This window comes from Thermus sp. (assembly GCF_040290245.1).
In the GTDB taxonomy this organism is placed as follows: Bacteria; Deinococcota; Deinococci; order Deinococcales; family Thermaceae; genus Thermus_A.
Window position 1 is genome coordinate 1 of sequence record NZ_PSMQ01000028.1, and the last position, 22,200, is coordinate 22,200.

General features: G+C 65.3%; 23 protein-coding genes. 7 read left to right on the forward strand and 16 right to left on the reverse strand.

Annotated elements, in window-relative coordinates; translation table 11 throughout:
- From C4301_RS05475 to C4301_RS05490, 4 genes are all read right to left on the reverse strand, one after another.
- A partial coding sequence (locus C4301_RS05475) for a lipocalin-like domain-containing protein (protein WP_352414099.1) occupies positions 1-649 on the reverse strand: 649 nt, incomplete at its 3' end.
- Between the two features lie 7 nt (positions 650-656).
- Positions 657-1,517, reverse strand: a complete 861-nt coding sequence (locus C4301_RS05480; protein WP_352414100.1) for a DMT family transporter — start codon at positions 1,515-1,517, stop codon at positions 657-659.
- Positions 1,507-2,721 carry a M16 family metallopeptidase gene (locus C4301_RS05485; protein WP_352414101.1) on the reverse strand — a complete coding sequence of 405 codons (1,215 nt, stop codon included), beginning with the start codon at positions 2,719-2,721 and terminating at the stop codon, positions 1,507-1,509. Before C4301_RS05485 ends, C4301_RS05480 begins: the two co-directional genes overlap by 11 nt.
- A complete protein-coding gene (locus C4301_RS05490) occupies positions 2,699-3,925 on the reverse strand; it encodes a M16 family metallopeptidase (protein ID WP_352414102.1) in 1,227 nt (408 codons plus the stop codon). The genes C4301_RS05485 and C4301_RS05490 overlap by 23 nt, the downstream gene beginning before the upstream one ends.
- A 23-nt stretch (positions 3,926-3,948) precedes the next feature.
- Here C4301_RS05490 and recG point away from each other — a divergent pair, with 23 nt between their 5' ends.
- Together recG and C4301_RS05500 are read left to right on the forward strand one after the other, a co-directional pair.
- Positions 3,949-6,246 (forward strand): ATP-dependent DNA helicase RecG, encoded by a 2,298-nt coding sequence (gene recG / locus C4301_RS05495; protein WP_352414103.1) that lies wholly within the window; start codon positions 3,949-3,951, stop codon positions 6,244-6,246.
- Positions 6,243-6,992 carry a hypothetical protein gene (locus C4301_RS05500; RefSeq protein WP_352414104.1) on the forward strand — a complete coding sequence of 250 codons (750 nt, stop codon included), beginning with the start codon at positions 6,243-6,245 and terminating at the stop codon, positions 6,990-6,992. Before recG ends, C4301_RS05500 begins: the two co-directional genes overlap by 4 nt.
- Here C4301_RS05500 and C4301_RS05505 read toward each other — a convergent pair.
- The 10 genes from C4301_RS05505 to C4301_RS05550 all read right to left on the reverse strand — a co-directional run bounded on the left by C4301_RS05505 (position 6,943) and on the right by C4301_RS05550 (position 16,347).
- On the reverse strand, positions 6,943-7,935 hold the full coding sequence (locus C4301_RS05505; protein WP_352414105.1) for a pectin acetylesterase-family hydrolase: 993 nt from the start codon (positions 7,933-7,935) through the stop codon (positions 6,943-6,945). The two genes, C4301_RS05500 and C4301_RS05505, sit on opposite strands and share 50 nt — an antisense overlap.
- Before the next feature lie 108 nt (positions 7,936-8,043).
- A complete protein-coding gene (gene atpD / locus C4301_RS05510) occupies positions 8,044-8,697 on the reverse strand; it encodes a V-type ATP synthase subunit D (RefSeq protein ID WP_352414106.1) in 654 nt (217 codons plus the stop codon).
- Between the two features lie 10 nt (positions 8,698-8,707).
- Positions 8,708-10,138: a V-type ATP synthase subunit B gene (locus tag C4301_RS05515; RefSeq protein ID WP_352414107.1), complete on the reverse strand. Its 1,431-nt coding sequence runs from the start codon at positions 10,136-10,138 to the stop codon at positions 8,708-8,710.
- An 8-nt stretch (positions 10,139-10,146) separates the two neighbouring features.
- Positions 10,147-11,883, reverse strand: a complete 1,737-nt coding sequence (locus tag C4301_RS05520; RefSeq protein WP_352414108.1) for a V-type ATP synthase subunit A — start codon at positions 11,881-11,883, stop codon at positions 10,147-10,149.
- An 18-nt stretch (positions 11,884-11,901) separates the two neighbouring features.
- The gene (locus C4301_RS05525) at positions 11,902-12,222 is read right to left on the reverse strand and encodes a V-type ATP synthase subunit F (RefSeq protein WP_352414109.1); all 321 of its coding nucleotides are present in this window, start codon (positions 12,220-12,222) and stop codon (positions 11,902-11,904) included.
- A complete protein-coding gene (locus tag C4301_RS05530) occupies positions 12,219-13,154 on the reverse strand; it encodes a V-type ATPase subunit (RefSeq protein ID WP_352414110.1) in 936 nt (311 codons plus the stop codon). Before C4301_RS05530 ends, C4301_RS05525 begins: the two co-directional genes overlap by 4 nt.
- Positions 13,155-13,157: 3 nt before the next feature.
- Positions 13,158-13,718, reverse strand: a complete 561-nt coding sequence (locus tag C4301_RS05535; protein WP_352414111.1) for a V-type ATP synthase subunit E — start codon at positions 13,716-13,718, stop codon at positions 13,158-13,160.
- Between the two features lie 55 nt (positions 13,719-13,773).
- Positions 13,774-14,067 (reverse strand): ATP synthase subunit C-like protein, encoded by a 294-nt coding sequence (locus tag C4301_RS05540; RefSeq protein WP_352414112.1) that lies wholly within the window; start codon positions 14,065-14,067, stop codon positions 13,774-13,776.
- 13 nt (positions 14,068-14,080) lie between these two features.
- Complete coding sequence (locus tag C4301_RS05545) at positions 14,081-16,036, reverse strand: V-type ATP synthase subunit I (RefSeq protein WP_352414113.1); 1,956 nt, start codon at positions 16,034-16,036, stop codon at positions 14,081-14,083.
- The gene (locus C4301_RS05550; RefSeq protein ID WP_352414114.1) at positions 16,033-16,347 is read right to left on the reverse strand and encodes a V-type ATPase subunit subunit G family protein; all 315 of its coding nucleotides are present in this window, start codon (positions 16,345-16,347) and stop codon (positions 16,033-16,035) included. Before C4301_RS05550 ends, C4301_RS05545 begins: the two co-directional genes overlap by 4 nt.
- 100 nt (positions 16,348-16,447) lie before the next feature.
- Here C4301_RS05550 and C4301_RS05555 point away from each other — a divergent pair, with 100 nt between their 5' ends.
- Entirely contained in the window at positions 16,448-17,602 is a 1,155-nt protein-coding gene (locus C4301_RS05555) for a 23S rRNA (cytosine(1962)-C(5))-methyltransferase (protein ID WP_352414115.1), read from the forward strand.
- Here the strand turns inward: C4301_RS05555 and C4301_RS05560 are convergent.
- Together C4301_RS05560 and C4301_RS05565 are read right to left on the reverse strand one after the other, a co-directional pair.
- Positions 17,599-17,991 carry a DUF3809 family protein gene (locus C4301_RS05560; protein ID WP_352414116.1) on the reverse strand — a complete coding sequence of 131 codons (393 nt, stop codon included), beginning with the start codon at positions 17,989-17,991 and terminating at the stop codon, positions 17,599-17,601. The genes C4301_RS05555 and C4301_RS05560 overlap by 4 nt on opposite strands.
- Entirely contained in the window at positions 17,991-18,200 is a 210-nt protein-coding gene (locus C4301_RS05565; protein WP_352414117.1) for a DUF3248 domain-containing protein, read from the reverse strand. Before C4301_RS05565 ends, C4301_RS05560 begins: the two co-directional genes overlap by 1 nt.
- A 56-nt stretch (positions 18,201-18,256) precedes the next feature.
- On the opposite strand from C4301_RS05565, the gene C4301_RS05570 reads away from it, so the two are divergent.
- From C4301_RS05570 to C4301_RS05585, 4 genes are all read left to right on the forward strand, one after another.
- On the forward strand, positions 18,257-18,931 hold the full coding sequence (locus C4301_RS05570; RefSeq protein ID WP_352414118.1) for a metal-dependent hydrolase: 675 nt from the start codon (positions 18,257-18,259) through the stop codon (positions 18,929-18,931).
- Positions 18,932-18,950: 19 nt separating this feature from the next.
- On the forward strand, positions 18,951-19,721 hold the full coding sequence (locus C4301_RS05575) for a serine/threonine-protein kinase (protein WP_352414119.1): 771 nt from the start codon (positions 18,951-18,953) through the stop codon (positions 19,719-19,721).
- A complete protein-coding gene (locus C4301_RS05580; protein WP_352414120.1) occupies positions 19,718-21,604 on the forward strand; it encodes an AMP-binding protein in 1,887 nt (628 codons plus the stop codon). Before C4301_RS05575 ends, C4301_RS05580 begins: the two co-directional genes overlap by 4 nt.
- On the forward strand, positions 21,601-22,200 hold a 600-nt coding region (locus C4301_RS05585), incomplete at its 3' end, for a tetratricopeptide repeat protein (protein WP_503012395.1). The genes C4301_RS05580 and C4301_RS05585, both read left to right, overlap by 4 nt.

Consider the following 22,200-nt stretch of genomic DNA (forward strand, 5'->3'; position numbering starts at 1 on the left):
TGAGCTCCTGGCCCGTGGAAAGGTGGAGGCCGAACCAGTCCCAGGTGGTCTGGAAGCCGGAGGGCTGGTCCCCCCATTGGTGGTCCAACCAGGCCAGACCCTCCACCTCCTTCCCTAAAACCTGCCCCTGGGCTAGAAGTCGGGTGTAGGACTGGTAGTACATCCGGCCCGTCTCCTCCGTGCCCGAGTAGCCGGGCGGGTGGAGGACCGGGGGCTTTAAAGGGTGAAGCTCCAGAGCCAAAGGCCCCCCCTCAAGCCGAAAGGAAGCGCCCTGGCGAAAGAAGCGGAAGCCCGCAAGCGCCAAAGTGGGCCCCGGCCCCACCTGAGCCTCGCCTTTGGGAAAACTGGAGGCCTCGAGAGAGGTCCGTTCCCCTGTCCTTAAATCGGTGAGGGCAAGATGGACCGCGTGGAAAGGTCCGGGGAAGAGCCAGCCAAGCAGGCCCATCCCCTGGTAGTCCCGGGGCGGGTAGGCCTTGAAGAAGGCGAAATGGAAGGCGTACTGCCCTAGATGCCCCGAGGCGTACCACCACTCCAAAGGGGCGGGCTTTGGGTCCCAGTCCGCGGGGTCTGGGAGCCGGCCGGGGTCAAACGGCAAAAGGCTTGGCGCGCAGGCGGAAAGGAAAAGGGCGAGAAGGAGAAGGGGCCTCATGCCCCCTTTATACCCGCCCCCAGGTGTTCACCACGAGGACCCCCAGAAGGGCCAACCCCCCACCCAGAAGGGCCAAAGGGGAAGGGACCTCCCCAAGCCAGAGGTAGCCGATCAGGATGGCGAGAAGGGGGGAAAGGTAAAGGAAGCTGGCCAGCCTCGAGGCGGGGGTCTTGGAAAGCGCATACGTCCAGGTGAAGTAGGCCAAAGCCCCTGGAAAAAGGCCTAGGTAGACCACGCTTAAGGTGGCGGAAAGCGGGGCCGTCCGGAGGGCCTCCCCCAGGCCGGGGGCGAAGAAAAGGAGGGGCAGGGTGCCCAGGATAAGGGTGTAGACGGTCATCGCCTGGGGGGGGTACCGGGCAAAAAGGGGTTTCTGCAGGACGAAGTAAAAGGAGGTGGAAAGGGCGGAGAGGAGGATAAGAAGCGCCCCCTTCTCCAGCCGCACTCCGCCCCCCTCCCCAAACGCGATGAGGGCCGCCCCCGAAAAGGCCAGGAGGATCCCCCCCCAGCCCCAAAGGGAGAGCTTTTCCTTCAAAAAAAAGTAGGAGAGGAGGGCGGTGAAGACGGGCCCAGAGGCGATGAGGAGGCTGGCCGCCCCGGCTGAAACCGTCTTTTCTCCAAAGTTGAGGGCGGTGTGGTAAAGGGTTATGCCCAAAACTCCGAGGACCAAAAGCCGGGGAAGGTCCTTTCCTCGAGGGGGCGGTATCCGGGCGAAGAAGGCGTAAAGGAGGAGGGCGGAAGAGGCCACCAGGAAGCGCAAAAGGGTAAGGTGGCCCGGGCTATAGCCCAAAAGCCCCGCCCGGATACCCGCAAACGCCGAAGCCCAGAAGAAGAGGGTGACCAAGGCCGCGAGGAGGGCCTTAGGCTCCATCCGGGACCACCATCAGGGCAAACCCCTTTTGGAAGGGGGCCTCCTCCAAAAGGGCCATAACCTCTTCCCGGGTCACGGAGAGGATACGGGCTTTTTCCTCGTCTAAGGGCGCATACCGGCCGGTGTAGAGGTGGTGGAGGCCCAGGTGGAAAAGGCGCTGCATGGGGGTCTCCCCCGCGAAGACCACCCCCGTGGCCAGGGCCGTCCGGGCCCGCTCCACCTCGTCCTCCGTCACCCCCTCGAGGGAAAGCCGGGAAAACTCCTCGGAAAGCGCCTCCCGGACCAGGGCCTCGTACTTGGGGTCCGCCTGGACATAGGCGTAGAAGAAGCCTGCCCCATCCGCCTCCTCGTGGCCGAAGCTCGCCGTCTCCGCCAGGCCCCGGTCCACCAGGGCCCAGTAAAGCCGCCCCGCCTCCTCCCCCATGAGGTGGGCCAGCACACCGGCCGCGTAGCGCCGCTCGTCCTGGAAGGCCACCCCGGGGTAAAGCCCCACCAGGTAGAGCTGGCGGGCCTTGGCGTAGGGTCTTTTCTCTGCTCCTACCCGCAGGGTAAGGGGAGGATAGGCCCGCACCGCCTCCCCCACCCAGTCTTCCGTAAGGGCCTCCACCTCCTCTAGAACCCGGGGCAGGTCTAGGGGTCCGGAAAGGGCGAGGAGCACGTTCTTCGGCACGTACCGCCTCCTGTGGTAGTCCGCCATCTGGTCTGGGCTAAGGGCGGTGATGCTCTCCCGGCTTCCCAGGACCGAGTTCCCCAGGGGGTGGCCCTGGAAGAAGGCCTGCCTCGCCCACTCGAAAGCCATGGCCCCCGGCCGGTCCTCGTAGCGGGCGATCTCCTCCAGGATGACCTTTCTTTCCAGTTCAAAGTCAACCGGCCTCAGGGCGGGGCGCATGAGCCGGGTCAAAAGCCGCAAAAGGTCCAGGCCAAACTCGGGCAGGACGGCCCCGTAGTACACCGTGGCCTCCTCCGAGGTGAAGGCGTTGTACTGCGCCCCCATCCGGTCGAACAGGAGGTTGACCGTGAGGGCGTCCAGGTCATGTGGGCCTTTGAAGACCATGTGCTCGAGGAAGTGGCTGACCCCGCTCTCCTCCGGCCCCTCGTCCCGGGCCCCCGTCTTCACGAAGTACCCCAGGGCCACGCTCCGGGCCTGGGGCAGGATCTCCGCCACCACGGTGAGGCCGTTTTTAAGCTTCTCCTCGCGAAACATCCTCCACCTCCCCCAGAAGCCCCACCCAGGGGTTTTCGTACGGATGCCGGGCCAGGAAGCCGTTCACCGCCTCTAGGGAGGTCTTTTCGACGGCCTCTTCCACCTCGGAAAGGGGCCGGACCCGGCCTAGGGTGTACAGGTCCCGGGCCATGGAAGCAGCGCGGGTGCGAACCGACTCATCCCCCATGACCAGGGCGGTGCGCAGGGCCACCTTGGCCCGAGGGAGCTCCTCCTCGGAAACCCCCTCACGTAGCCGGGCGATCTCCTGCTTTAAGACCTCGAGGGTGGTCCGGTACCGCTCTTTGGTCGTCCCGGCATAGGCCATAAGGAGGCCCTGCCCCTTTACGCCGGCAGGGAAGGCGGAGACGGCATAGACCAGGCCCCGCTTCTCCCGCACCTCGGTAAAAAGACGGCTCGCCATCCCCCCCGAGAGGACCTCGAGGGCCAGCCTAGCCGCGTAAAACGCCTCGTCCTCCGGCCCCACGTCCCGGTAGGCGAGGCCGATCTGGACCTGGGCGGTGGAGCGGAAGAGGGCAAAGGTCTGGGGTTCGGAAAGCCGGGGCTCTGGGTAAGGGAGCTCCTCTCCCCGCCAGGCCAGAAGGGGCTCTACCGCCCCAAGAAGCCGACCCCAGTCCACCCCCCCCGCCACCGCCAAGATGGCGCCCCTCGGCGTGTAGCGGAAGAACTCCCGCCGCACCGCCTCTGGAGTGGCCCGCTCCAGATCCTCCTCCCGTCCCAGGGGCTCCTGGCCGTGAGGGGAGAGGAAGACCTGGCGGCGGAGAAAGCTGAACAGCTTCCGCGCAGGCTGGTCCTCCAAGGAGGCCAGCTCCTGAAGGGCCACGCTCCGCACCGCCTCAAAGGCCGCCTCGGGAAGCCAGGGGCGGCGGAAGAGCTCGCCGTAGAGCCGGAAAACCTCCTCCAAAGCCTCGGACAGAAACGCCGCAGAAAAGGCGGCGTACTCCAGGCCCACGCCGCTTTGCCGCCGAACCCCCAGCCGGTCCAGGGCCTGGGCAAAGGCCCGGGCGTCCAGGTCTCCCGCCCCCTTCCAAAGCCAGGCCTCCAGAAGGGTGGCCGACCCCTGGATAGGGCCGTCCTGTACCGCCCCCGCCCCAGGAAGGAGGAGCTGAAAGGCCACGCCGGGGTAGTCCCGCTCCTCCAGGGCCAGGGTGAGACCGTTTTCCAAGACCGCCGTCCATAGGCCCATAGTAGGCAGGGTATCATGAAACCGTGACCTTGGCGGAGCTGAGGGAAAGGATCCGCCGCCCCCTTTTGAAGGAGCTCGAGGACGGAGCCCAGGACCGGGTGGTGGTGGGGGGTCTGGAACGGCTGGTCCAGACCCTGGCCCACCCCTTCCCCGAGCTCCAAAGGCTTTTCCAGGGCTACCGGGACCTCCCGCCCGAAAAGCGGCGGCGCGTCCTGGAAAGGGCGTTGGAACTTTTAGAAGAAACCCCCGCTTCCCCCCCGGGCCAGGGGCTCAGTTCTGGAGAAGCTCGCCTGGAGGCCCCCGCCCACCTCCTCGCCCCGCCCCAAAGCCGGAAAAAGCTCGCGGAGCTCGGGCTTCACACCCTGAGGGATGTCCTCGAGTACTACCCCAGGCGGTACGAGGACCGCCGGGCCCTTCCCGGGGTGAGGTTCTTGGAGGAGGGGCAGAAGGCCACTTTATTGGTTAAAATCCTAAAAAAGGAGTTGATCAAAACCCCGAGGAAGGGCATGCAGATCGTCCAGGCCCTGGCCCAGGACGCCTGGGGATGGCGGATCACCCTAGTCTGGTTCAACCAGCCCTGGGTCCTGAGCAAGCTGGAGGAAGGGGCCACCCTTCTGGCCACAGGCCGGGTGCAAAAAAGGGGGAAGGTCCAGCTTTTGGTGGAGCACTTTGAGGACGAAGGGCAGGAGTCCCTCTCCACGGGAAGGATCGTCCCCGTCTACCCCGCCAAGGAGGGGGTAAGCCAGGCCTTTATCCGGCGGACGGTGCATAAAGCCCTGGAGGTGGCCGCAATCGAAGACCCCTTGGAGGCCTACCGGGCCCGGCTGGGCCTGGTGCCCCGGGGCTTCGCGTACAAGCACATCCACTTCCCAGACTCGGAGGAGGACCTCAAGCGGGCCCTTTTGCGGCTCCGCTTTGACGAGTACCTTCTTTTAGAGCTTAAAGCCCTCCTGGACGCGGGGGGCATGGTCCTAGGGAGGCGGTTCCACGTGGAGGAGGCCTGGCTTCAGTCCTTCCGGTCCACCCTGCCCTTTGCCCTCACCCGGGCGCAGGAAAGGGCTTTAGGGGAGATCTTAAAGGACATGCAGTCCCCCAGGCAGATGGCCCGGCTCCTCCAGGGGGATGTGGGCTCGGGAAAGACGGTGGTGGCCGCCCTGGCCCTTTACGTGGCGGCCCAAAACGGAGTCCAAGGGGCCCTGATGGCCCCCACGGAGATCCTGGCCAAACAGCACTACGAGAACCTCACCCGCTACCTCTTCCCCCTCGGGATCCGGGTGGAGCTGCTGTTAGGCTCCCTCAGCCCTAAGGAGCGGGAGGCGGTGCTAAGGCGGCTGGCCACTGGGGAGGCCCAGGTGGTGGTGGGAACCCACGCCCTCATCCAAGAGGGGGTGGCCTTTGCCGACCTCGGCCTTGCGGTCATCGACGAGGAGCACCGCTTCGGGGTGCTGCAGCGCCGGGCGCTTTTGAGGATGGCCAAGACTCCCCCGGATGTCCTGGTCATGTCCGCCACCCCCATCCCCCGCTCCCTGGCCCTCACCCTTTACGGCGACCTCGAGCTCTCCACCCTGGACGAACTTCCTCCAGGCCGCCTCCCCGTCAAGACCAAGGTCCTGCCCCACCGGATGCGCCACCAGGCCTACCAGTTCGCCCGGGCTGAGCTGGAAAAGGGCCACCAGGTCTTCGTGGTGGCCCCCGCCATAGAGGAAGCCGAAGAGGGGGCGCTGGAGCTCAAGGCGGCCACCGCGCTTTACGAGGAGCTCAAGGCCCTTTTCCCTGGGGTGTCCATGGGGCTCCTCCACGGCCGGATGCCCCCGGAGGAAAAGGACCAGGTGATGGAGGCCTTCCGAAGGGGGGAGATCCAGCTTCTGGTCTCCACCACGGTGATCGAGGTGGGGGTGGATATCCCCAGGGCCACGGTGATGATCGTGGAGAACGCGGAGCGCTTCGGCCTGGCCCAGCTCCACCAGCTCCGGGGCCGGGTGGGCCGGGGGGGGCTTCCCGGCTACTGCATCCTCCTCGCGGGGGAGGCAAGCCAGAAAACCCTAAGGAGGCTTAAGGTGCTGGAGTCCTCGAACGACGGGTTTTACATCGCGGAGATGGACCTGAAGCTCCGAGGACCAGGGGAGCTTAGAGGCGTGAGGCAGTCCGGCTACCCGGAGCTGAGGCTGGGGGACCTAACGGAGGACACGGACCTCATCGAAAGGGCCCGGGCCCTGGCCAAGGAGATCCTGGAAACGGACCCCCGCCTCGAGGCCCACCCCCTCCTCAGGCGGGAACTCCAGGCCCAGGCGGAGCGAATCGGGTTCAGGGAGGTCATATGAACGCCCTTCCCCATCCCGCCCTTCCCGCCTTTCATAGCGCTGGGGGCAGGGCGCGGACGGCCCAGGTCCAGGCCTACCTCGAGGGCCTCCACCGGGTCTACCTCCGGTACCGGCCCCTTCCCCCCGTCACCCTTTTCGTGCTTTCGGAGAAGGACTGGCGGGAAAGAACCCGGGTGCCCTACGGCCTTCCCTTCCAGCGGACAAGCCGGCTGCGGCTTTACCTCTTCATCCCCCTCGTCTACCCTGACCACCTCCTCCACCGCCTGCGCCAGGCCCTCCTCCCGGTGGCCGAGGGGGGGCTTCCCGGGCCCTTGGCGGAGTTTCTGGACCTTACTTTGGGGCACGAGTATGCCCACGCGGTCCAGGTGGCCTGGCGGCTTCGAAGCGGCCGGCGCTGGCTGGACGAGTTTCTGGCCAACTACCTCTTCCTCTTCGCCCTGCAGAGGGCCTACCCGGACCGGTACCCCCTCTACCTGGCCTGGGCCCGCCTTCTCGCCCGGCTCAAGCCGCAGAACCCGCGGCTGAGCGCCTACGACCGGCTGCGCACCGGCCTGGTGGACGCGCTCCACTTCCAGGGGGTCTTTACCCTAAAGGCGGATGCCCTGGTGCAAAAAGGGGAGGAGGCCCTTATCGTCCTCCTCCAGGCCCCCTCCCCCAAGGAGGCGTATCGGAGCCTCCTTAAAACGCTTCCCGACCTTACTGACCTCCGACTCGAGGGGCCTGGCCCTTCTCCGCCAGGGACCTGAGCCAGTCCAAAAGGCTCACCTCCCCCACCTTTAGGGTGTAGAGCTCAGGCCGGGGGAGGATGCAGTGCTGGCTGCCCGGGGCCAGGTAGTAGGTGAAGTTCTTCTCCTGGGCCAGGGCCTTCAGGCTGGCCTGGGCCCTTAGGGCCCACTCCTGAGCGGTGGCCTGCGAAGGGGAAGCCTCCCCCTTCATGAGGCCATAGAAGTAGATCTGGGTCCCGTCCAGCTGGGTGGTGTACTGGGCAAAGGCCGCGCTGGGATAGGTTTGGGCCAGGGCACGGTAGATCTCCTCCACGCTGGGGTTCGGACCCAGACCAGGAAGCTCGGGCAGACGGGCATTCCACACACGGTTTCCAGGGAAGTCGCGAGTGGCTACGCCCAAGGCCGCATCCCCGCAGACGGCGATCTGAACGTTTTTGTAAGTAGAGAGAATCTTATCTGCCCAGAAGACGGCCCCATACCCGCCTGCGCTACAACCTGTGACGAAGACCCGATCCGGCTTAGGATAATTTCTGAAAACGTATTCCAAAGCAGCCAGGGCGTTGCGCGCCCCCTGGTGGTGGACCTTGAACCCACCGTAGTCCACCGTGGCCCGGCCCACGTGCAGATCCCCCGTGCAGTAGGGAACGAAGACGTGGGTCCAGCCGAAGAAGGGGTTGGCGATGCTCATCCGGTTGTAAATCCCCTGGGCCAAAAGGAGCTCCTGCGGGTCCACCTTCTTGCGGTAGGTCCGGCTCTCAGGGGCACAGGTCTGGGCGTTCCAGCAGGCCCCGCCCCCTTGGAAGTCGATCAAGACCCTCTTGGGATCCCCCGGGCTCACGTAGAACTTCCAGGGAGAACCGTCCGAACAGACCGTACCGGGGGGCTGGACCTCCTGCCAGTAAGGACCCAGACCCTGCGCCAAGGCCAACGCAAAAAACAAAAGGAGGCCGAAAAGACGCGTCATACTGTCCCTCCGAAGAGGAGTCTACCCAGAAACCTTGAACCCAGTCAATAGCAAAACCCGCCAAGGCCTATGCCTCAGCGAGCAAGCCCAGGGCTAAGGGAGGAGGCGCTAAAGACCCACCCCGATCTCCAGGTGGGGGTTGGCCCCACCCTCCTCCGCCTCCCGGGCTTCGATCTTGCCCTTGATGCGCTTCAAGCGGAAGGTGTCCTCCCGCTCCCTTTGCTCCAAGACCTGCTGGATGAAACGAATCTGGCCCCGGATCCCGGGGATGACCACCTGCTCCAAGGCGTTCACCCGCCGGGTGGTCTTCTTGATCTCCTCGCCGATCTTCCTCAGGCGGGTCTCCGTGTTGGCCACCTGGATCAAAGCCTCGGCGTAGCGGCGGAAGGCGGCCTGGGCCTCGAGGACCAGGGGCGCATCGGAAAGGGCCGCCTCAGGAAAAGAGGCCTTGAGCTTGGGCACCTTGCTCCCCCAGACGTTCTCCACCTCCGCCTCTACCCCTTCCACTAAGGGCACCCCCAAGGCCAGGGCCTTGACCCGCTCCGGAGTCTCAAAGGCGCTGGCCAGGAGGAGGGCCGAGTAGGCCTCCTGGGCGGTACGGACCAGGGCCTTGCGGGCCTCCAGGCTCTCCTTGACCAGGCCGAAGAACTCCGCCACCAGGGCATCCCGCTTCTTCTTGAGGAGGTCCACCCCCTTTTGCGCCAGGCGGAGCTGCCCCCGGCGCTGGAGGAGGTTCATCCGGGTGGGGCTCACCTGGCTCATCCCTCACCCCCTAAACCTGCGGCGCACCCCAGATCTCCTCGAGCTTCTGGCCGTAGTACTTGCCGATGTGGTCCTTGGAGATCCGCTTCAGCTCCCCCTGGGGCAGCATGGAAAGAAGCGCCCAGGCGATCTGGAGGCTCTCCTCAATGGAGCGGTTCTGCTGCCCTTGGTTGATGAAGAATTTCTCAAAGGCATCGGCAAACTGGAGATAGCGGCGGTCGTTCTCCGTGAGGGCATCCTCCCCGATGATGGCCACCAGCTTCCGGATGTCCACCCCGTTGGCGTAGGCGGAGTAGAGCTGGTCCGAGACCTGCTTGTGGTCCTCCCGGGTCTTCCCCTTGCCCACGCCGTTGTTCATAAGCCGGGAAAGGGAGGGCAAGGGGTCAATGGGGGGGTAGATGCCCTTGCGGTGAAGCTCCCGGGAAAGCTGGATCTGGCCTTCGGTGATGTAACCGGTGAGGTCAGGGATGGGATGGGTCCGGTCGTCGTCGGGCATGGAAAGGATGGGGATCTGGGTCACCGAGCCCTTCTTCCCCTCCACCACCCCGGCCCGCTCGTAGATGGTGGCCAGGTCGGTGTACATGTACCCCGGATACCCCCGGCGGCCGGGGATCTCCTCGCGGCTCGCCCCGATCTCCCGCAGGGCCTCGCAGTAGTTGGTCATGTCCGTGAGAATGACCAAGACGTGGTAGTCGTGCTCGAAGGCCAGGTACTCAGCCACGGTAAGGGCCATCCGGGGCGTGAGGATGCGCTCGATGGTGGGGTCGTCCGCCTTGTTGAGGAAGAGAACGGAGCGGGAAAGGGCCCCTGTGCGCTCAAACTCCTGGATGAAGTAGGAAAGCTCCCTTTGCGTGATGCCCATGGCGGCAAAGACCACGGCAAAGGGCTCCTCCTCCTCCCCTTCCCCGGAAAGGTCGGGCCGGACGGTGGCCTGCCGGGCGATCTGGGCCGCGAGCTCGTTGGCCGGAAGTCCCGATCCCGAGAAGATGGGCAGCTTCTGCCCCCGCACCAGGGTGTTCATCACGTCGATGGTGGAGATCCCAGTCTGGATGAACTCCTCCGGCTTCCGACGGGCCACGGGGTTCAGGGGAAGGCCCACGATGGGGATGCGCTTCTCCGGGGTGATGGGGGGAAGGCCGTCAATGGGCTTCCCGATGCCGTTGAACCGCCGGCCCAGCATCTCCTTGGAGACGCCAAGCCTCGCCACGTCCTCCACCAGGCTCACGCTGGTGGTGGCCAGGTCCAGCCCGGTGGTCTCCTCAAACACCTGGATGACCGCGTACTCCTCGGAAACCTCAATCACCTGGCCACCCCGGAGGCGCCCCGTTCCATCCTTGATGTTCACAATGGCGCCGTAGGCCAGGTCCTTCGCGTTCTCCACGAAGAGGAGCGGCCCCGAAATGTAGGTGATGGAGGTGTACTCCTTCTTCAAAAGGTCCATCTTCCCTCCTAGGCCAGGGCTTTGAAGGCCCCCTCGATCTCCTTTATGGCCTCCTCAAAATAGGCCCCAAACGCGTCCTCGCTGACGTACCGGGCCCGGCCGATCCGCTCCACCACGGGAAGGCTCAGCACCTCGTCGATGGAAACCCCCCGCCGGATGGCCGCCTCCGCCTCCTTATAGAAGGCCAGGATCATCTTCATGATGCCGTAGGCCTTCCTCATGGAGCAGTAGGCATCTACCTCGTGGTAAGCGTTCTGCTGCAGGAAGTCCTCGCGGATGATCCGGCCCACCTCGATGGTAAGCCGCTCCGCGTCCTGAAGAGCATCCGGCCCCACCAACTGGACGATCTCCTGCAGACCCGCTTCCTTTTGCAAAAGCTCCGAGACGCTGTCGCGCAGCTCGGGGTAGTCGGGGGCGACGTTCTCCCGGTACCAAGGGTCCAAGGCCCCGGTGAAAAGGGAGTAGGAGCCATTCCAGTTGATCGCGGGAAAGTGGCGCCGGAAGGCCAAGGAAGCATCGAGCCGCCAGAAGGCCCCCACGATGCGCAGGGTGGACTGGGTCACCGGCTCGGACATATCCCCCCCTGGAGGGGAGACCGCGCCCACGATGGTCACCGCCCCCTCCTCCCCCCCTAGGGTGATCACCTTGCCCGCCCGCTCGTAGAAGGCGGCAAGCCGGGCGGCCAGATAGGGGGGGTAGCCCTCCTCGGCGGGCATCTCCTCGAGGCGGCTGGAGATCTCACGCAGGGCCTCCGCCCAGCGGCTCGTGGAGTCGGCCATCAGGGCCACGCTGAAGCCCTGGTCGCGGAAGTACTCCGCGATGGTCACCCCCACGTAGATGCTGGCCTCCCGGGCGGCCACGGGCATGTTGGAGGTGTTGGCGATGAGCACGGTGCGGTGCATCAGAGGCCCGCCCGTCTTGGGGTCGGTGAGCTCGGGGAACTCCACCAAAACGTCCGTCATCTCGTTGCCCCGCTCCCCACAGCCCACGTAGACCACCACGTCGGCGTTGGACCACTTGGCCAAGGACTGCTGGGTCACGGTCTTCCCGCTGCCGAAGGGCCCCGGGATGGCCGCGGTGCCGCCCATGGCCACGGGAAAAAGAACGTCCAGGATGCGCATCCCAGTGAGGAAGGGGGTGTTCGGGTCCAGCTTTCTTTGGACGGGGCGGGCCCGGCGGACGGGCCAGGTGTGGTACATCCTGACCTCGGTCCCGTCCTCCAAGACCACCACCGGCTCCTCCACCGTGTACTCCCCCGCGGGCTTCACTTCCTTCACCCGGCCCTTGACATCGGGCGGCACCAGGATCTTATGGGTGAAGGCAAACTCGGGAACGGTCCCCAGAACCATTCCCCCTTGCACCTCATCCCCGGGCTTTACCACAGGCGTCCATGCCCACTTCTTCTCCCGGTCCAAGGGGTGGACCACCACGCCCCGGGTGATGTAGATGCCCGTCTTCTCCCGGATGCGCTCCAGGGGGCGCTGGATGCCGTCGTAGATGCCGTTGAGCATCCCGGGGCCGAGCTCCACCGCCAGCGGAAGGCCGGTGGAGACCACGGGTTCCCCCACCTTGAGCCCGGAGGTGTCCTCGTAGACCTGGACAAAGGCGGTATCCCCATCCAGGCGGATGATCTCCCCCACCAGGCCCTCGTGGCCCACCTTGCAGATGTCGTACATCCGGGCCCCGGTCATGCCCTTGGCGATGACCGCGGGGCCCGCGATCTTCAAGATCGTCCCTTGAATCATCCTTCCCTCCTAAACGGATTATAGCTTGATGTCAAACCCGATGGTCTGACGGACCAGGGTCCGCATATAGGCCTCCACATCCGGGTTCTGGAAGGCGTCCTTCAGGCCCGATATGGGCAGGAGGACCGGCAGGTCCTTCCCCCTAAGGAGCCTTTCCACCGCCTTTTCCGGCTCCGGGAGGAGGCTTTGGTCCACGGCCACCAAAGCGATATCCTCCACCTGGACCAGCTCCTCCAGGCGCTTTTTCGCCTCCTCCGGGGTCGTGGCCCCATAGGCCAAGAACCCGGCGAGCCGGAAGCCCAAAGCGGCCGCCGGATCGGCAATGACCGCGAGCTTCATCGGCAGAACACCTCCTCCTCCACCCGCTCCCTGGGCAGACCGAAGTAGGCCCGGCGGGCCAGCAGCCGGATCCGCTGCCCCTCCCACTCCCGCTCCTTCACATAGGCCAGGGCCAAACCCACCCCTAAGGGGTCGGAACCCCCCTGCCGAGCCGCCTTAAGGAGGGCGCAGCGCAGCCGCCTTTCCAGCTCCGCAAGGGTCTTAACCCCGGAAAGCCCGGAAAGAGGAGTCCTGGCCAGCTCGTCCAAAACCGCGTAGTCCCCTTCCAGAAGCCGGGTGAAGCGGACCTTGTCCACGTAGTGTCCTCCAGGGATGAAGGGGGCTTCCTTGCCCTGGCTCTGGAAAGCCCGGCTCAGGTTTAAAGCGTCGATCTTCAGGGCCAGGTACCTCTGAAGGGTGGTATCCCCCAGGCGCTGGGCCGCCCTTTTTGCATCCTGGAAGAAGAGCTGGTCCAAGGTGGCCTCGAGGTCCCCCCCCCGCCGCACCGCCTCCCGCAGGGCCTGGGCCAAGGGGTGGCCGGGGATGGAGAGGATCTGGGCCATGGCCTGGGGGTCCTGGGCCTCGAGGAGGGCGCTTAAAAGGCTCTCTTTAAGGGTACCGGGGAGAAAGGCGATCTCCTCCTTGCCCCGGGTGCGCAGGATGGCCTTAAGGTTGGTGAGGTCGTTCTCCAAGAAGAGGAGGCGCAAAGCCTCCCTCGCCTCCCCCCCCGAAAGGTCCACCAGGTCGGCCACCAGCTTCTCCTGCGTCCGGGTCACGGCCCGATCCACCGCGGCAAGGTCCTGTCCCGAAAGCTCCTGGCCGTAGACCGTCTCGGAAAGGGCCCGAAGGAAGTCGGAAAAGTTTAGGTCCAGGGCCTCTTGGAAAAACCCCTCAGGGAGGAGGCCCGCCCTGCGGGCCCGGACCCGGGCGTTCAGGTAGCTGAAGTCATCCATGGCCTAGCCCCAAAGCGCCTTGGCCAGCCGGGCGCTGACCCCATCCCAGGCCCGGTCCAGCCTCTCCAGAAGCGTGTTTTCCACCTGGTTCTTCCCCGCCAAAACCCGCACCCCCAGCCGGAGGCCAGGATCGGCTTCCAGCTTAAGCCCCTTCTCCTGGGCCCAGGCCTCGAGATGGGGCAGGTCCTCCGGGGCCACCACCGCCTTCCTGGCCTCCGGAAGAGCCCGGATACCCTCCTCCGCAAGCTTCCTGAGGACCTCAGGCCAGGCCTTTGTCTGAGGAAGGGCCAGAAGCCTCTCCTCCATAAGCCGCCTGGCCTGGGCCAGGACCTCTCCCTTGGCCTGGGTGCGGGCCGTGGAAAGGAGAAGCTCGGCGGCGCTTTCCGCACGCTTTAGGGCCTGGGCCAGCTGGGATTTAAGCTGGCGCTCCTTGGCCTCGAGGAGGGCCTTGGCCTTGGCCTGGGCCTCCTCCTTTAAGGCCTTGGCCTGGGCCTCGGCCTCCTCCCGAAGGCTTTGGATCTCGGCCTCCACCTCCTGGGCCAGAATCGTCTCGAGCTTGGACATCTTCCTCACCTTGAGGCCGCCCCACCCCCCGAGGGGGCAGGGCGGGGAATTGGGCTCAGAGCTTACCGTTCAGGATGAAGGCGATGAGCAGGCCGAAGATGACCAGGGTCTCCGGAAGCAGGAAGAAGATAAAGGCGATGCCAAAGTTCCCCCGGTCCTCCACCACTGCCCCTAGACCCGCGGCCCCGATACGGGCCTGCGCCACGCCCGTACCCAACGCGGCGAGCCCCACGGCAAGCCCCATGCCCACGGCGATGAGACCCCGGTCCGAGCCGCCGGAGGCCGCCCCCTCTGCCGCAAAAGCCAAAGCACCGAGAACCACCGCAAAGATAATCCCTAGCTTCTTCATCTCTTTTCCTCCCTTATGCGCCCTCGCGGACGCTCCTGAACGGCCTATAGGGCCGGCCGCTCTCCTCGTAAAAACCGAACTTGGTGAAGAACTCCACCCAGAGAAGACGGATGGGTTGGAGCATATGCCCCAAGGTGGTGAGGACCAAAACGAGAAGGTGCAAAAGCCCCGCCACCAAAATCCCCAGGACCAGGCCGAAAAGGCCCAGCTTCTGGGCGAGGGCAAAACCAGCGTCGGTGAGAAGCCCCGCAAGGACCGCCCCCGAGGCCCCCACCGCGTAGATCCGGATGTAGGAAAGGATATGCCCCGCCTGCGTGGGCAATTCAGGGATCATGAGCCAGATCCGGCTGGCCAAAACCGAAAGCAGGAAGAGGCCAAAACCTCCGAGCATAAGCCCATTCACCCAGGGGGCGCTCACCCTTCCCAAGTAGGCGTAGGCCAAAGCGAGAAGCCCCACAAGCCCCCCCAGGTACCCCACCCCCTCCCAGAAGTGCTTCATGTGGTGGTGCCGGAGGGCCAACCAAGCCCTAAGGGCTAGGCCGTAGAAGACCAGGAGAACCCCAAAGCCCACCGAGGTCAGGATGAGGAGGTTGGCGGTGGCGGCGGTGTTGATGCGGTGGATGAGGATCGGGATCAGGCCCGGGTGCTCCGGCGTCCCGAAGACCCCGAGATGCTCGAAAAGCGTTCCGAAAAACTCCCCGTAGACCACCCCCCAGACCACGCTCCAGAAAACCATCCAGCGGAGCAACTGGGTAATGTTTTGGAGGACCGGGGGTTTGAGCCGGAGGCCGAAGAGGTCGATGACCAAAGGCTCACCCCGGCGGACAAAGCCGGAAAGCCAGCGCCCCACCAGGGCGAAGATCAGAGCGTAGCCGATGTCCCCCACGATCATCCCGAACCAGAACGGGAAGAAAAGGGCGACGACCCGGCTCGGGTCGTAGGTGCCGTACTTCGGCGTGTTGAGGAAGGAGATCAGAAGCTCAAACGGCCGGACCCAGGGGGGGTTGTCTAGGGCGACGGGCACCCGGTCTGCCTCGTGATGCTCGTCCACCGGCTCAAAGGCGTAGACCAACCGGTCCTTGAAGCGTGCAAGGGCCTCCTCCACCCGGGCCTTCTCCTTCTGGGGCAGATACCCGAGAAAGGCGAACCCGAACCGGCCCGCGGCCAGTTCCTGAAGGGCCTTCAGCCGGGCCACCTCATCCTTGGCCCGGGTCCAGAGGGCCTTCAAGGTGGGGGCGGCTTCCTTCCTGAGCTTTAAGAGCGCCTCCCGCACCTCGGAAAGCTCCTGAGGCGCCTTCTCCAAGGTGCCCTGAAGGGCCTTGGCCACGCGGGTAAGGGAAAGTTCCGCATACTTGGGGATCTTGAGCTCGGCGATCCCCTGGCGGGAGAGGGCCAGGCGCGCCGCCTCGAGGTCTTTCCAGTGGACGACCACCACCACGGCCAGCCGCCCCCCCAAAGCCTCGGAGGCCAGAAGGAACCGGTCGTCCAAGGCGGCCTTCAACGCCCCCTCCACCCGGGGAAGCTCCTTCTCGCTCAGGAGGAAGCCCAAAACGCGGACCAGGGGGCTTTCGTCCAAACCGTGGGCCATCCTTGCAAGGTGGGAAAAGACCTCGGAGAAGAGCCGGGCCTGCTCGAGGTCCTCCTCCAGCCCCTGCCGCTCCTTCAGAAGAGCCTCAGCCTGGGTCTGAAGGGGATTGAGCGCCCTTTTCGCCGCCTCGAGGCCATCGGGGAAGGGTCTTACGGGCTCCGGCTCCTCACCCAAAAGGCTCAAGGTGTGCTCCGAACCCGCCAGAACCCCCTCCCAAGCCCGGAGCTCCGCCACCTCCTCAGGGGAAAGGCGGTACTCGGCAAGCTCCTCCACCCGGAGGGTCTCCAGATGGACCACCCCCGCCTCCTGGAGGGCACGAAGAAGCTCCCGGGCCAGCCCCTTGGGGGCGGCCACGAGAAGCTTCTCCATGGGGGCGATCACGGCAGAACCTCCGGAAGAAGGTCGTCCACCAAGGCGGATAGCCGCGGCTCTGCTTCCTTTTTGAGCCTTTGGGCCTCCTCTTCTGCCCTGGTCCGGGCCGCGGCTAAGATGGCCCCCACCTTGGCCCTTTCCTCGGCCTTATACCGCTCCTCCAGGGCCCTGGCCTCCTCCTCGGCCCGTCTCAGGATCAGCCCCGCCTCCTCCTCGGCCCGCTTGACGAGAAGGGCCGCCTCCTCCTTCGCGGCCTCGAGGCGGGAAAGAAGCTCCCGCTCCTTCTCTGCAAGGCTCTTGATAAGACCCAGGCCTCCCACACTCCCTCCTTTCGTGAAAAGACGCGCAAACTTCGCCCCTGGCTATGATACCCGGGGCCTTAGGGGGTGTCAATAAGCCCCGCTTAAGTATACTCAGGCGGTGAGGGTTCTGGTCAACGAGCGAGGGGCCGCGCGGCTCCTTGGTCGTCACCTTTGGGTCTTCCGGCGGGATGTGCTTTCAGGACCGGAGGAGGCGGGGCTTTTCCCCGTCTACTGGGGGAAACGGTTTTTGGCCTGGGCCCTGTACAACCCACAAAGCGACCTGACGGTGCGGGCCTTTCGCTTCAGGCCAACCGCAGACCCTGTGGAAGCCCTTTTGGAAAACCTAGACCGGGCCCTTAAAAAGCGGCTTCCCCACCTCGAGGCCGACCCGGAGGGCGGGTACCGGCTGGTCCACGCGGAAGGAGACCTGCTGCCCGGCCTGGTGGTGGACACCTACGCGGGGCACGGGGTGGTCCAGGTCACGGCCAGGGCCCTCGAGCCCCTTCTTCCCCGGATCGCCCAGGCCCTCAGGCCCCACCTCAAAAGCCTCCTGGCGCGAAACGACGCCAGGCTGAGGGGGCTCGAGGGCCTTCCCCTCGAGGTCAGGCCCCTCTTTGGACGGGTGCCCGAGCACGTGGTTGTCCAGGAGGGCCGGGTGCGGTACGGGGTGGATCTCTACGCGGGCCAGAAGACCGGCGCCTTCTTGGACCAGCGGGAAAACCGCCTCTACATGGAAAGGTTCACCGGGGAAAGGGCTTTGGACGTCTTCAGCTACCACGGCTCCTTTGCCCTTCACCTCGCTTTGGGGTTTAAGGAGGTGGTGGCGGTGGACTCTTCCGAGGAGGCCCTAAAGCAGGCCCAGGAAAACGCCCGGCTCAACGGCCTCCACCCGAGGATACGGACCCTTCGGGCCAACGCCTTTGACTTCCTCCGGGAGGAGGAAAAGGCTGGAAACTCCTACGACCTCATCGTTTTGGACCCTCCCGCCTTCGCCAAGAAAAAAGGGGATCTGGAACGGGCGTACCGGGCCTACAAGGAGGTGAACCTCCGGGCCCTCAAGCTCCTCAAAACCGGCGGCATCCTGGCCACCGCAAGCTGTAGCCACCACCTGACCGAACCCCTCTTCTACCAGATGCTCCAGGAGGCCGCCCAGGACGCCCACCGCCTCCTTGACCTCCTCCATAGGGGCGGCCAGGGGTTCGACCACCCGGTGCTCCTCAACGTGCCCGAAACCCAGTACCTGAAGTTCGCGGTCTTTGAAATAGTGGGCTAAAAAGCGGCGTACCGGGCCAGGGCTTTCTCCAGGGCCCTGTCCAGGATCTTTTCCGCAATGGAAAGGAAGGCCCGGCTCCCCCACTTGGACCCCGGGGGGAGGTGCAGGCGGAGTCTGAGGCGAAGGGTGAGATGGGGGGTTTCCTGGGCTTCCCCGAAGAGCTCCGCATAGGGGGGCTCGAGGGGAAGGGCAAGAAGGCGGTTCCCCTCGAGCCGGCTGATAAAGGGCAGAACCAGCTCGCCAAAAAGGAGGGTCTCCGCCACCAGTTCCCCCCTAAGAAACTCCCCCTTCCGTTCCACCGCACGAAAAGGCGGGGCCTGCAAAAGGCGCTCCGGATCCAAGTCCGCCAGGCGGCCAGGCAGGGTAAGGGCAAAGCTTCGCTCCAGCATCACTCCACCCACTCCACCCGGACCTTCCCCGCCTTCAAGAGGGCCTCCGCCTCAGGGTCCGACAGGTTCAAAAGCCGCTTCCTCTCGGAAAAGCGGGGAAGGGCCGAGGCCAGGCCCAGCCGGACCACCAAAACCTCCTCCTCCTCCGCCTTTCCGATCCGCCAGACCAGGTACTGCCCAAGCTTCTCCAGGAGGTCGTCCTTCTCCACAGCCCCAGTCTACGCCCATGGGGGGCTTGGGTATAGTGAAGGAAAGGGAGGTCGGTATGGTGGAGGTCAGGTATATTGGCCACTCGGCAGTCCTCCTCACGGACGGAAAAACGCGGATCGTCATAGACCCTTTTCTCACCGGCAACCCTAAGGCCGCCCTGCGGGTGGATGAGGTCCGGGCGGACCTGATCCTGGTCACCCACGCGCACGGAGACCACTTCGGGGACGCGGTGGCCCTGTCCAAGAAGGGGGGGGTGGTGGTCTCCACGTTTGAGATCGCCACCTACGCGGAGAAGCACGGGGCGAGGAGCCTCCCCATGAACATCGGGGGAAGGCACCGGTTTGAAGGGGGCTGGCTCCAGTGGATGCCCGCCTGGCACTCCTCCAGCTTCCCCGACGGCACCTACGGGGGGATGCCCATGGGGGTGGTGGTGGAGCTTGGAGGGAAGCGGATCTACCACGCAGGGGATACGGCCCTCTTCTCCGATATGCGCCTCATCGGGGAGCTAGGTTTGGATCTGGCGCTTCTACCCATCGGGGACCACTTCACCATGGGGCCCCAAGACGCCCTAAAGGCCCTGGAGCTCCTCAGGCCCAAGCGCGTGGTGCCTATCCACTATGGCACCTTCCCACCCATAGAGCAGGATGGGGCGGCCTTTGCCCGGGAGGCCCAGAAGATGGGGGTGGAGGGCATGGCCCTCGCCCCAGGGGAGACGCTGCGCCTTGACTAGGAAGGACTTCCGCCTAAAGATGCTCCTCGGTCTGGGACGGACGGCCCAGGTCTTCCTGGCGGAAGGGGGGGGCCTCGAGGTGGCCCTGAAGCTTCCCAGGAAGGAGGTGCGCCAGGACCCCCTCTTGCGGGAACGTTTCGCCCGGGAGGTGGGCCTGAGCCTCTCCCTCCGCCACCCCCACCTGGTCCGGGGGCTCTGGGGGCAGCCCTATGGGGAGGATGCGTTTTTGGCCCTGGAGTACTGCCCCCAGACCCTCGAGGCCCGGCTCCAGGAGGGCCGCCTTTCCTTTGAAGAGGCCAAGCAGGTTCTTCTCTCCGTGGGCAAAGCCCTTCTTTTCCTTCACGAAAGGGGTTTTGTGCACCAGGATATCAAGCCCGCCAACGTCTTCCTCAAGGACGGGGTCTACCGGCTAGGGGACCTGGGCACCCTCCGCCCGGTGGGGGAAAAGGGAGGTGAAGCCGCGGGCAGCCCTCACTACATGGCCCCTGAGCTCTTCAAGGGCGAGGACCCCTCCCCCTTTTCCGATGCCTACAGCTTCGGTGTCGTGGCCTACGAAATCCTGGTGGGCAAAAGGCCCTTTCGGGGCGAGACCTACGAGGCGCTTCTGGAGGCCCACCTCCACCGCCCCCCCCCTTTCACCCCCCTTCCCCCCGCGCTGGACCGAGGCTTGAAGCGGCTCCTGGCCAAAAACCCAAGGGAACGGGGCTCCATAGGGGATTTTTTGGAGCTTTTAGAGGATCAGCCTCCAAAGAAGGAGGCCCCCAAACCCAAACGGAGGTGGTTTTTTTGACCCACATCTGGCATCCGAAGGACCCCTATGTGGAAGGAAGCCACCTGTGGCGGATGATGACGGCCCTAGGCTTTTCCGACTACGGAGCCTTCCACCGCTACAGCGTAGAGGAGCCGGAGGGTTTCTACCGGGCCCTTATGGTCCATCTGGCCTGGCCCTGGCGGAAACCGTACGAAAAGGCCATAGAAGGGGAATTCCCTTTTCCAAGCTTCTTCACCGGGGGAAGGCTGAACCTGGTGGAGGCCTGCCTCCAGGCTCCCAAAGAAGCCTTGGCCCTCGTCTTTGAAAGCGAGGACGGAACGGTCCAGGGCCTGACCTATGAAGCCCTCGAGAGGGAGGTGGCCCGGGTGGCGGGGGGGCTTGCCGCCTTGGGCGTGGAACCCGGGGACCGGGTGGGGCTCTTTCTGCCCATGAGCCTGGAGGCGGCCATCAGCCTACTGGCGGTGGCCGCCTTGGGAGGGATCGCCGTCCCCATCTTCTCCGGCTACGCGGCCGAGGCCGCCGCCGTCCGGCTCAAAGACGCGAAGGCCAAGGCCCTGATCGCCCAAGACGGCTTCCTCAGGCGGGGCCGAAGGGTAGAGCTCCTGGCGGAAGCCCGCAAAGCCCGGGCCCTTGCAGAGACACCCCTTTTGCTGGTGGTCCAGAGGCTCGGCCTCCCCTTGGAAAAAGGCGAGGCCGCCTTCCACGAGCTAAGGGGGAGCCTCGCCCCCCGGGAGGTGGCCAGCATGGACCCCTTCATGCTCATCTACACCTCGGGGACCACGGGCCGACCCAAGGGGACGGTTCACTACCACGCGGGGTTTCCCCTAAAGGCGGCCTTGGACATGGCCCTTCTTTTCGACTTAAGGGCGGGGGAGAGGCTTTTTTGGCTGACCGATCTGGGCTGGATGATGGGCCCCTGGGCCATCCTCGGCGGGCTTATCCTGAAAGGAACGGTCCTCCTTTACGAAGGGGCGCCGGACTTTCCTCATCCGGGCCGGGTCTTTGAACTCGTGGAGAAACACCGCATCACCCATCTGGGCCTCTCCCCCACCCTGGTCCGGGCCCTCATCCCCCATGGGGAGGAGGCGGTCAGGCGGTTTGACCGCTCCTCCTTGAGGGTGCTGGGCTCCACGGGAGAGCCCTGGAACCTCGAGCCCTACCTCTGGTTCTTCCGGGTGGTGGGGGAGGATCGGCTTCCCATCGTCAATTACTCGGGCGGCACAGAGGTGGCGGGGGGGATTCTGGGGAACGTCCTCCTCAGGCCCATCAAACCCATGGGCTTCAACACCGCCGCCCCAGGGATCCAAGCGGAGGTATTGGACGAGAGGGGTAGGCCGGTCGTGGGCCAGGTGGGGGAGCTCGCCGTCTTGAGGCCCTGGCCGGGGATGACCAAGGGCTTCTGGCAGGACGAAGGGCGCTACCTCGAGACCTACTTTGGCCGCTTCCCCAAGGTCTGGGTGCACGGGGACCTAGCCCTTTTGGACGAGGACGGCCACTTCTTCATCCTCGGCCGGTCGGACGATACCTTGAAGGTGGCGGGCAAACGGGTGGGGCCCGCGGAGGTGGAAACCGCCGCCTTGGCCCACACCGCAGTCAAGGAGGCCGCGGCCATCGGCGTGCCCCACGAGGTCAAGGGGGAGGCCATCGTCCTTTTCGTGGTGCTAAAGCCCGGGTACGCCCCAGACCCCCATCTGGCCGAGGAGGTGGCGGAAAAGGTGGCCACGGCTTTGGGCAGGCCCCTGCGACCCGAACGGGTCCTCTTCGTCCCCGACCTCCCCAAGACGCGGAACGCCAAGATCATGCGCCGGGTGGTGCGAAGGGCCTACCTCGGGGAGGAGCTGGGTGACCTCTCCAGCCTGGAAAACCCCGAGGCGGTGGAGGCCATCCGGAAGCTGCGATGAGGAGGCTAGCCCTTTTTCTCGCCCTGACCCTGGGCCTGTGCGGCCGGGCCAGCCCTTTGGAAGAGGCGCGCGCCCTGTACCAAAAAGGGGAAATGGCCGGGGTCCTGGCCCACCTCGAGCCCCTTTTAAAGGGGTATGACCCACCGGAGGAAGCCCTCCTCCTCTCGGGGTTTGCCCTTTACCGGCTGGGCCGCTTGGAAGAGGCCCTTTTCGCCTTCGCCCGGCTGGTGGGGACCGAGCGGGGAGGGGGGGAGGCCGCCTACGGCTTCGGCCTCACCTTGAGGGCCCTGGGGGACCTGGAAGGGGCAAGGAGCGCCCTGGAGTACGCCCAAAGGCTGGGGTACCCGGAGGCGGAAGGGGTTTTAAGAGGCCTCCCCTCCCCCGCCCCGCCCCAGCCCAAGGAGCGCAAAAGGCCCCTGGAGGTGAGGTTTTTCGCCAAAGAGGGCAGGTTTTTTGTGGGAAAGACCCCCCTTTTCATCCGCGGGGTCAACCTGGGGGTCGCCCTGCCCGGCCGCTTCCCGGCGGAGTTCCCCGAGGAGGAAACCCTCTACCGGGCCTGGCTCGAGCTCCTCTATGAGATGGGGGCCAACGCGGTG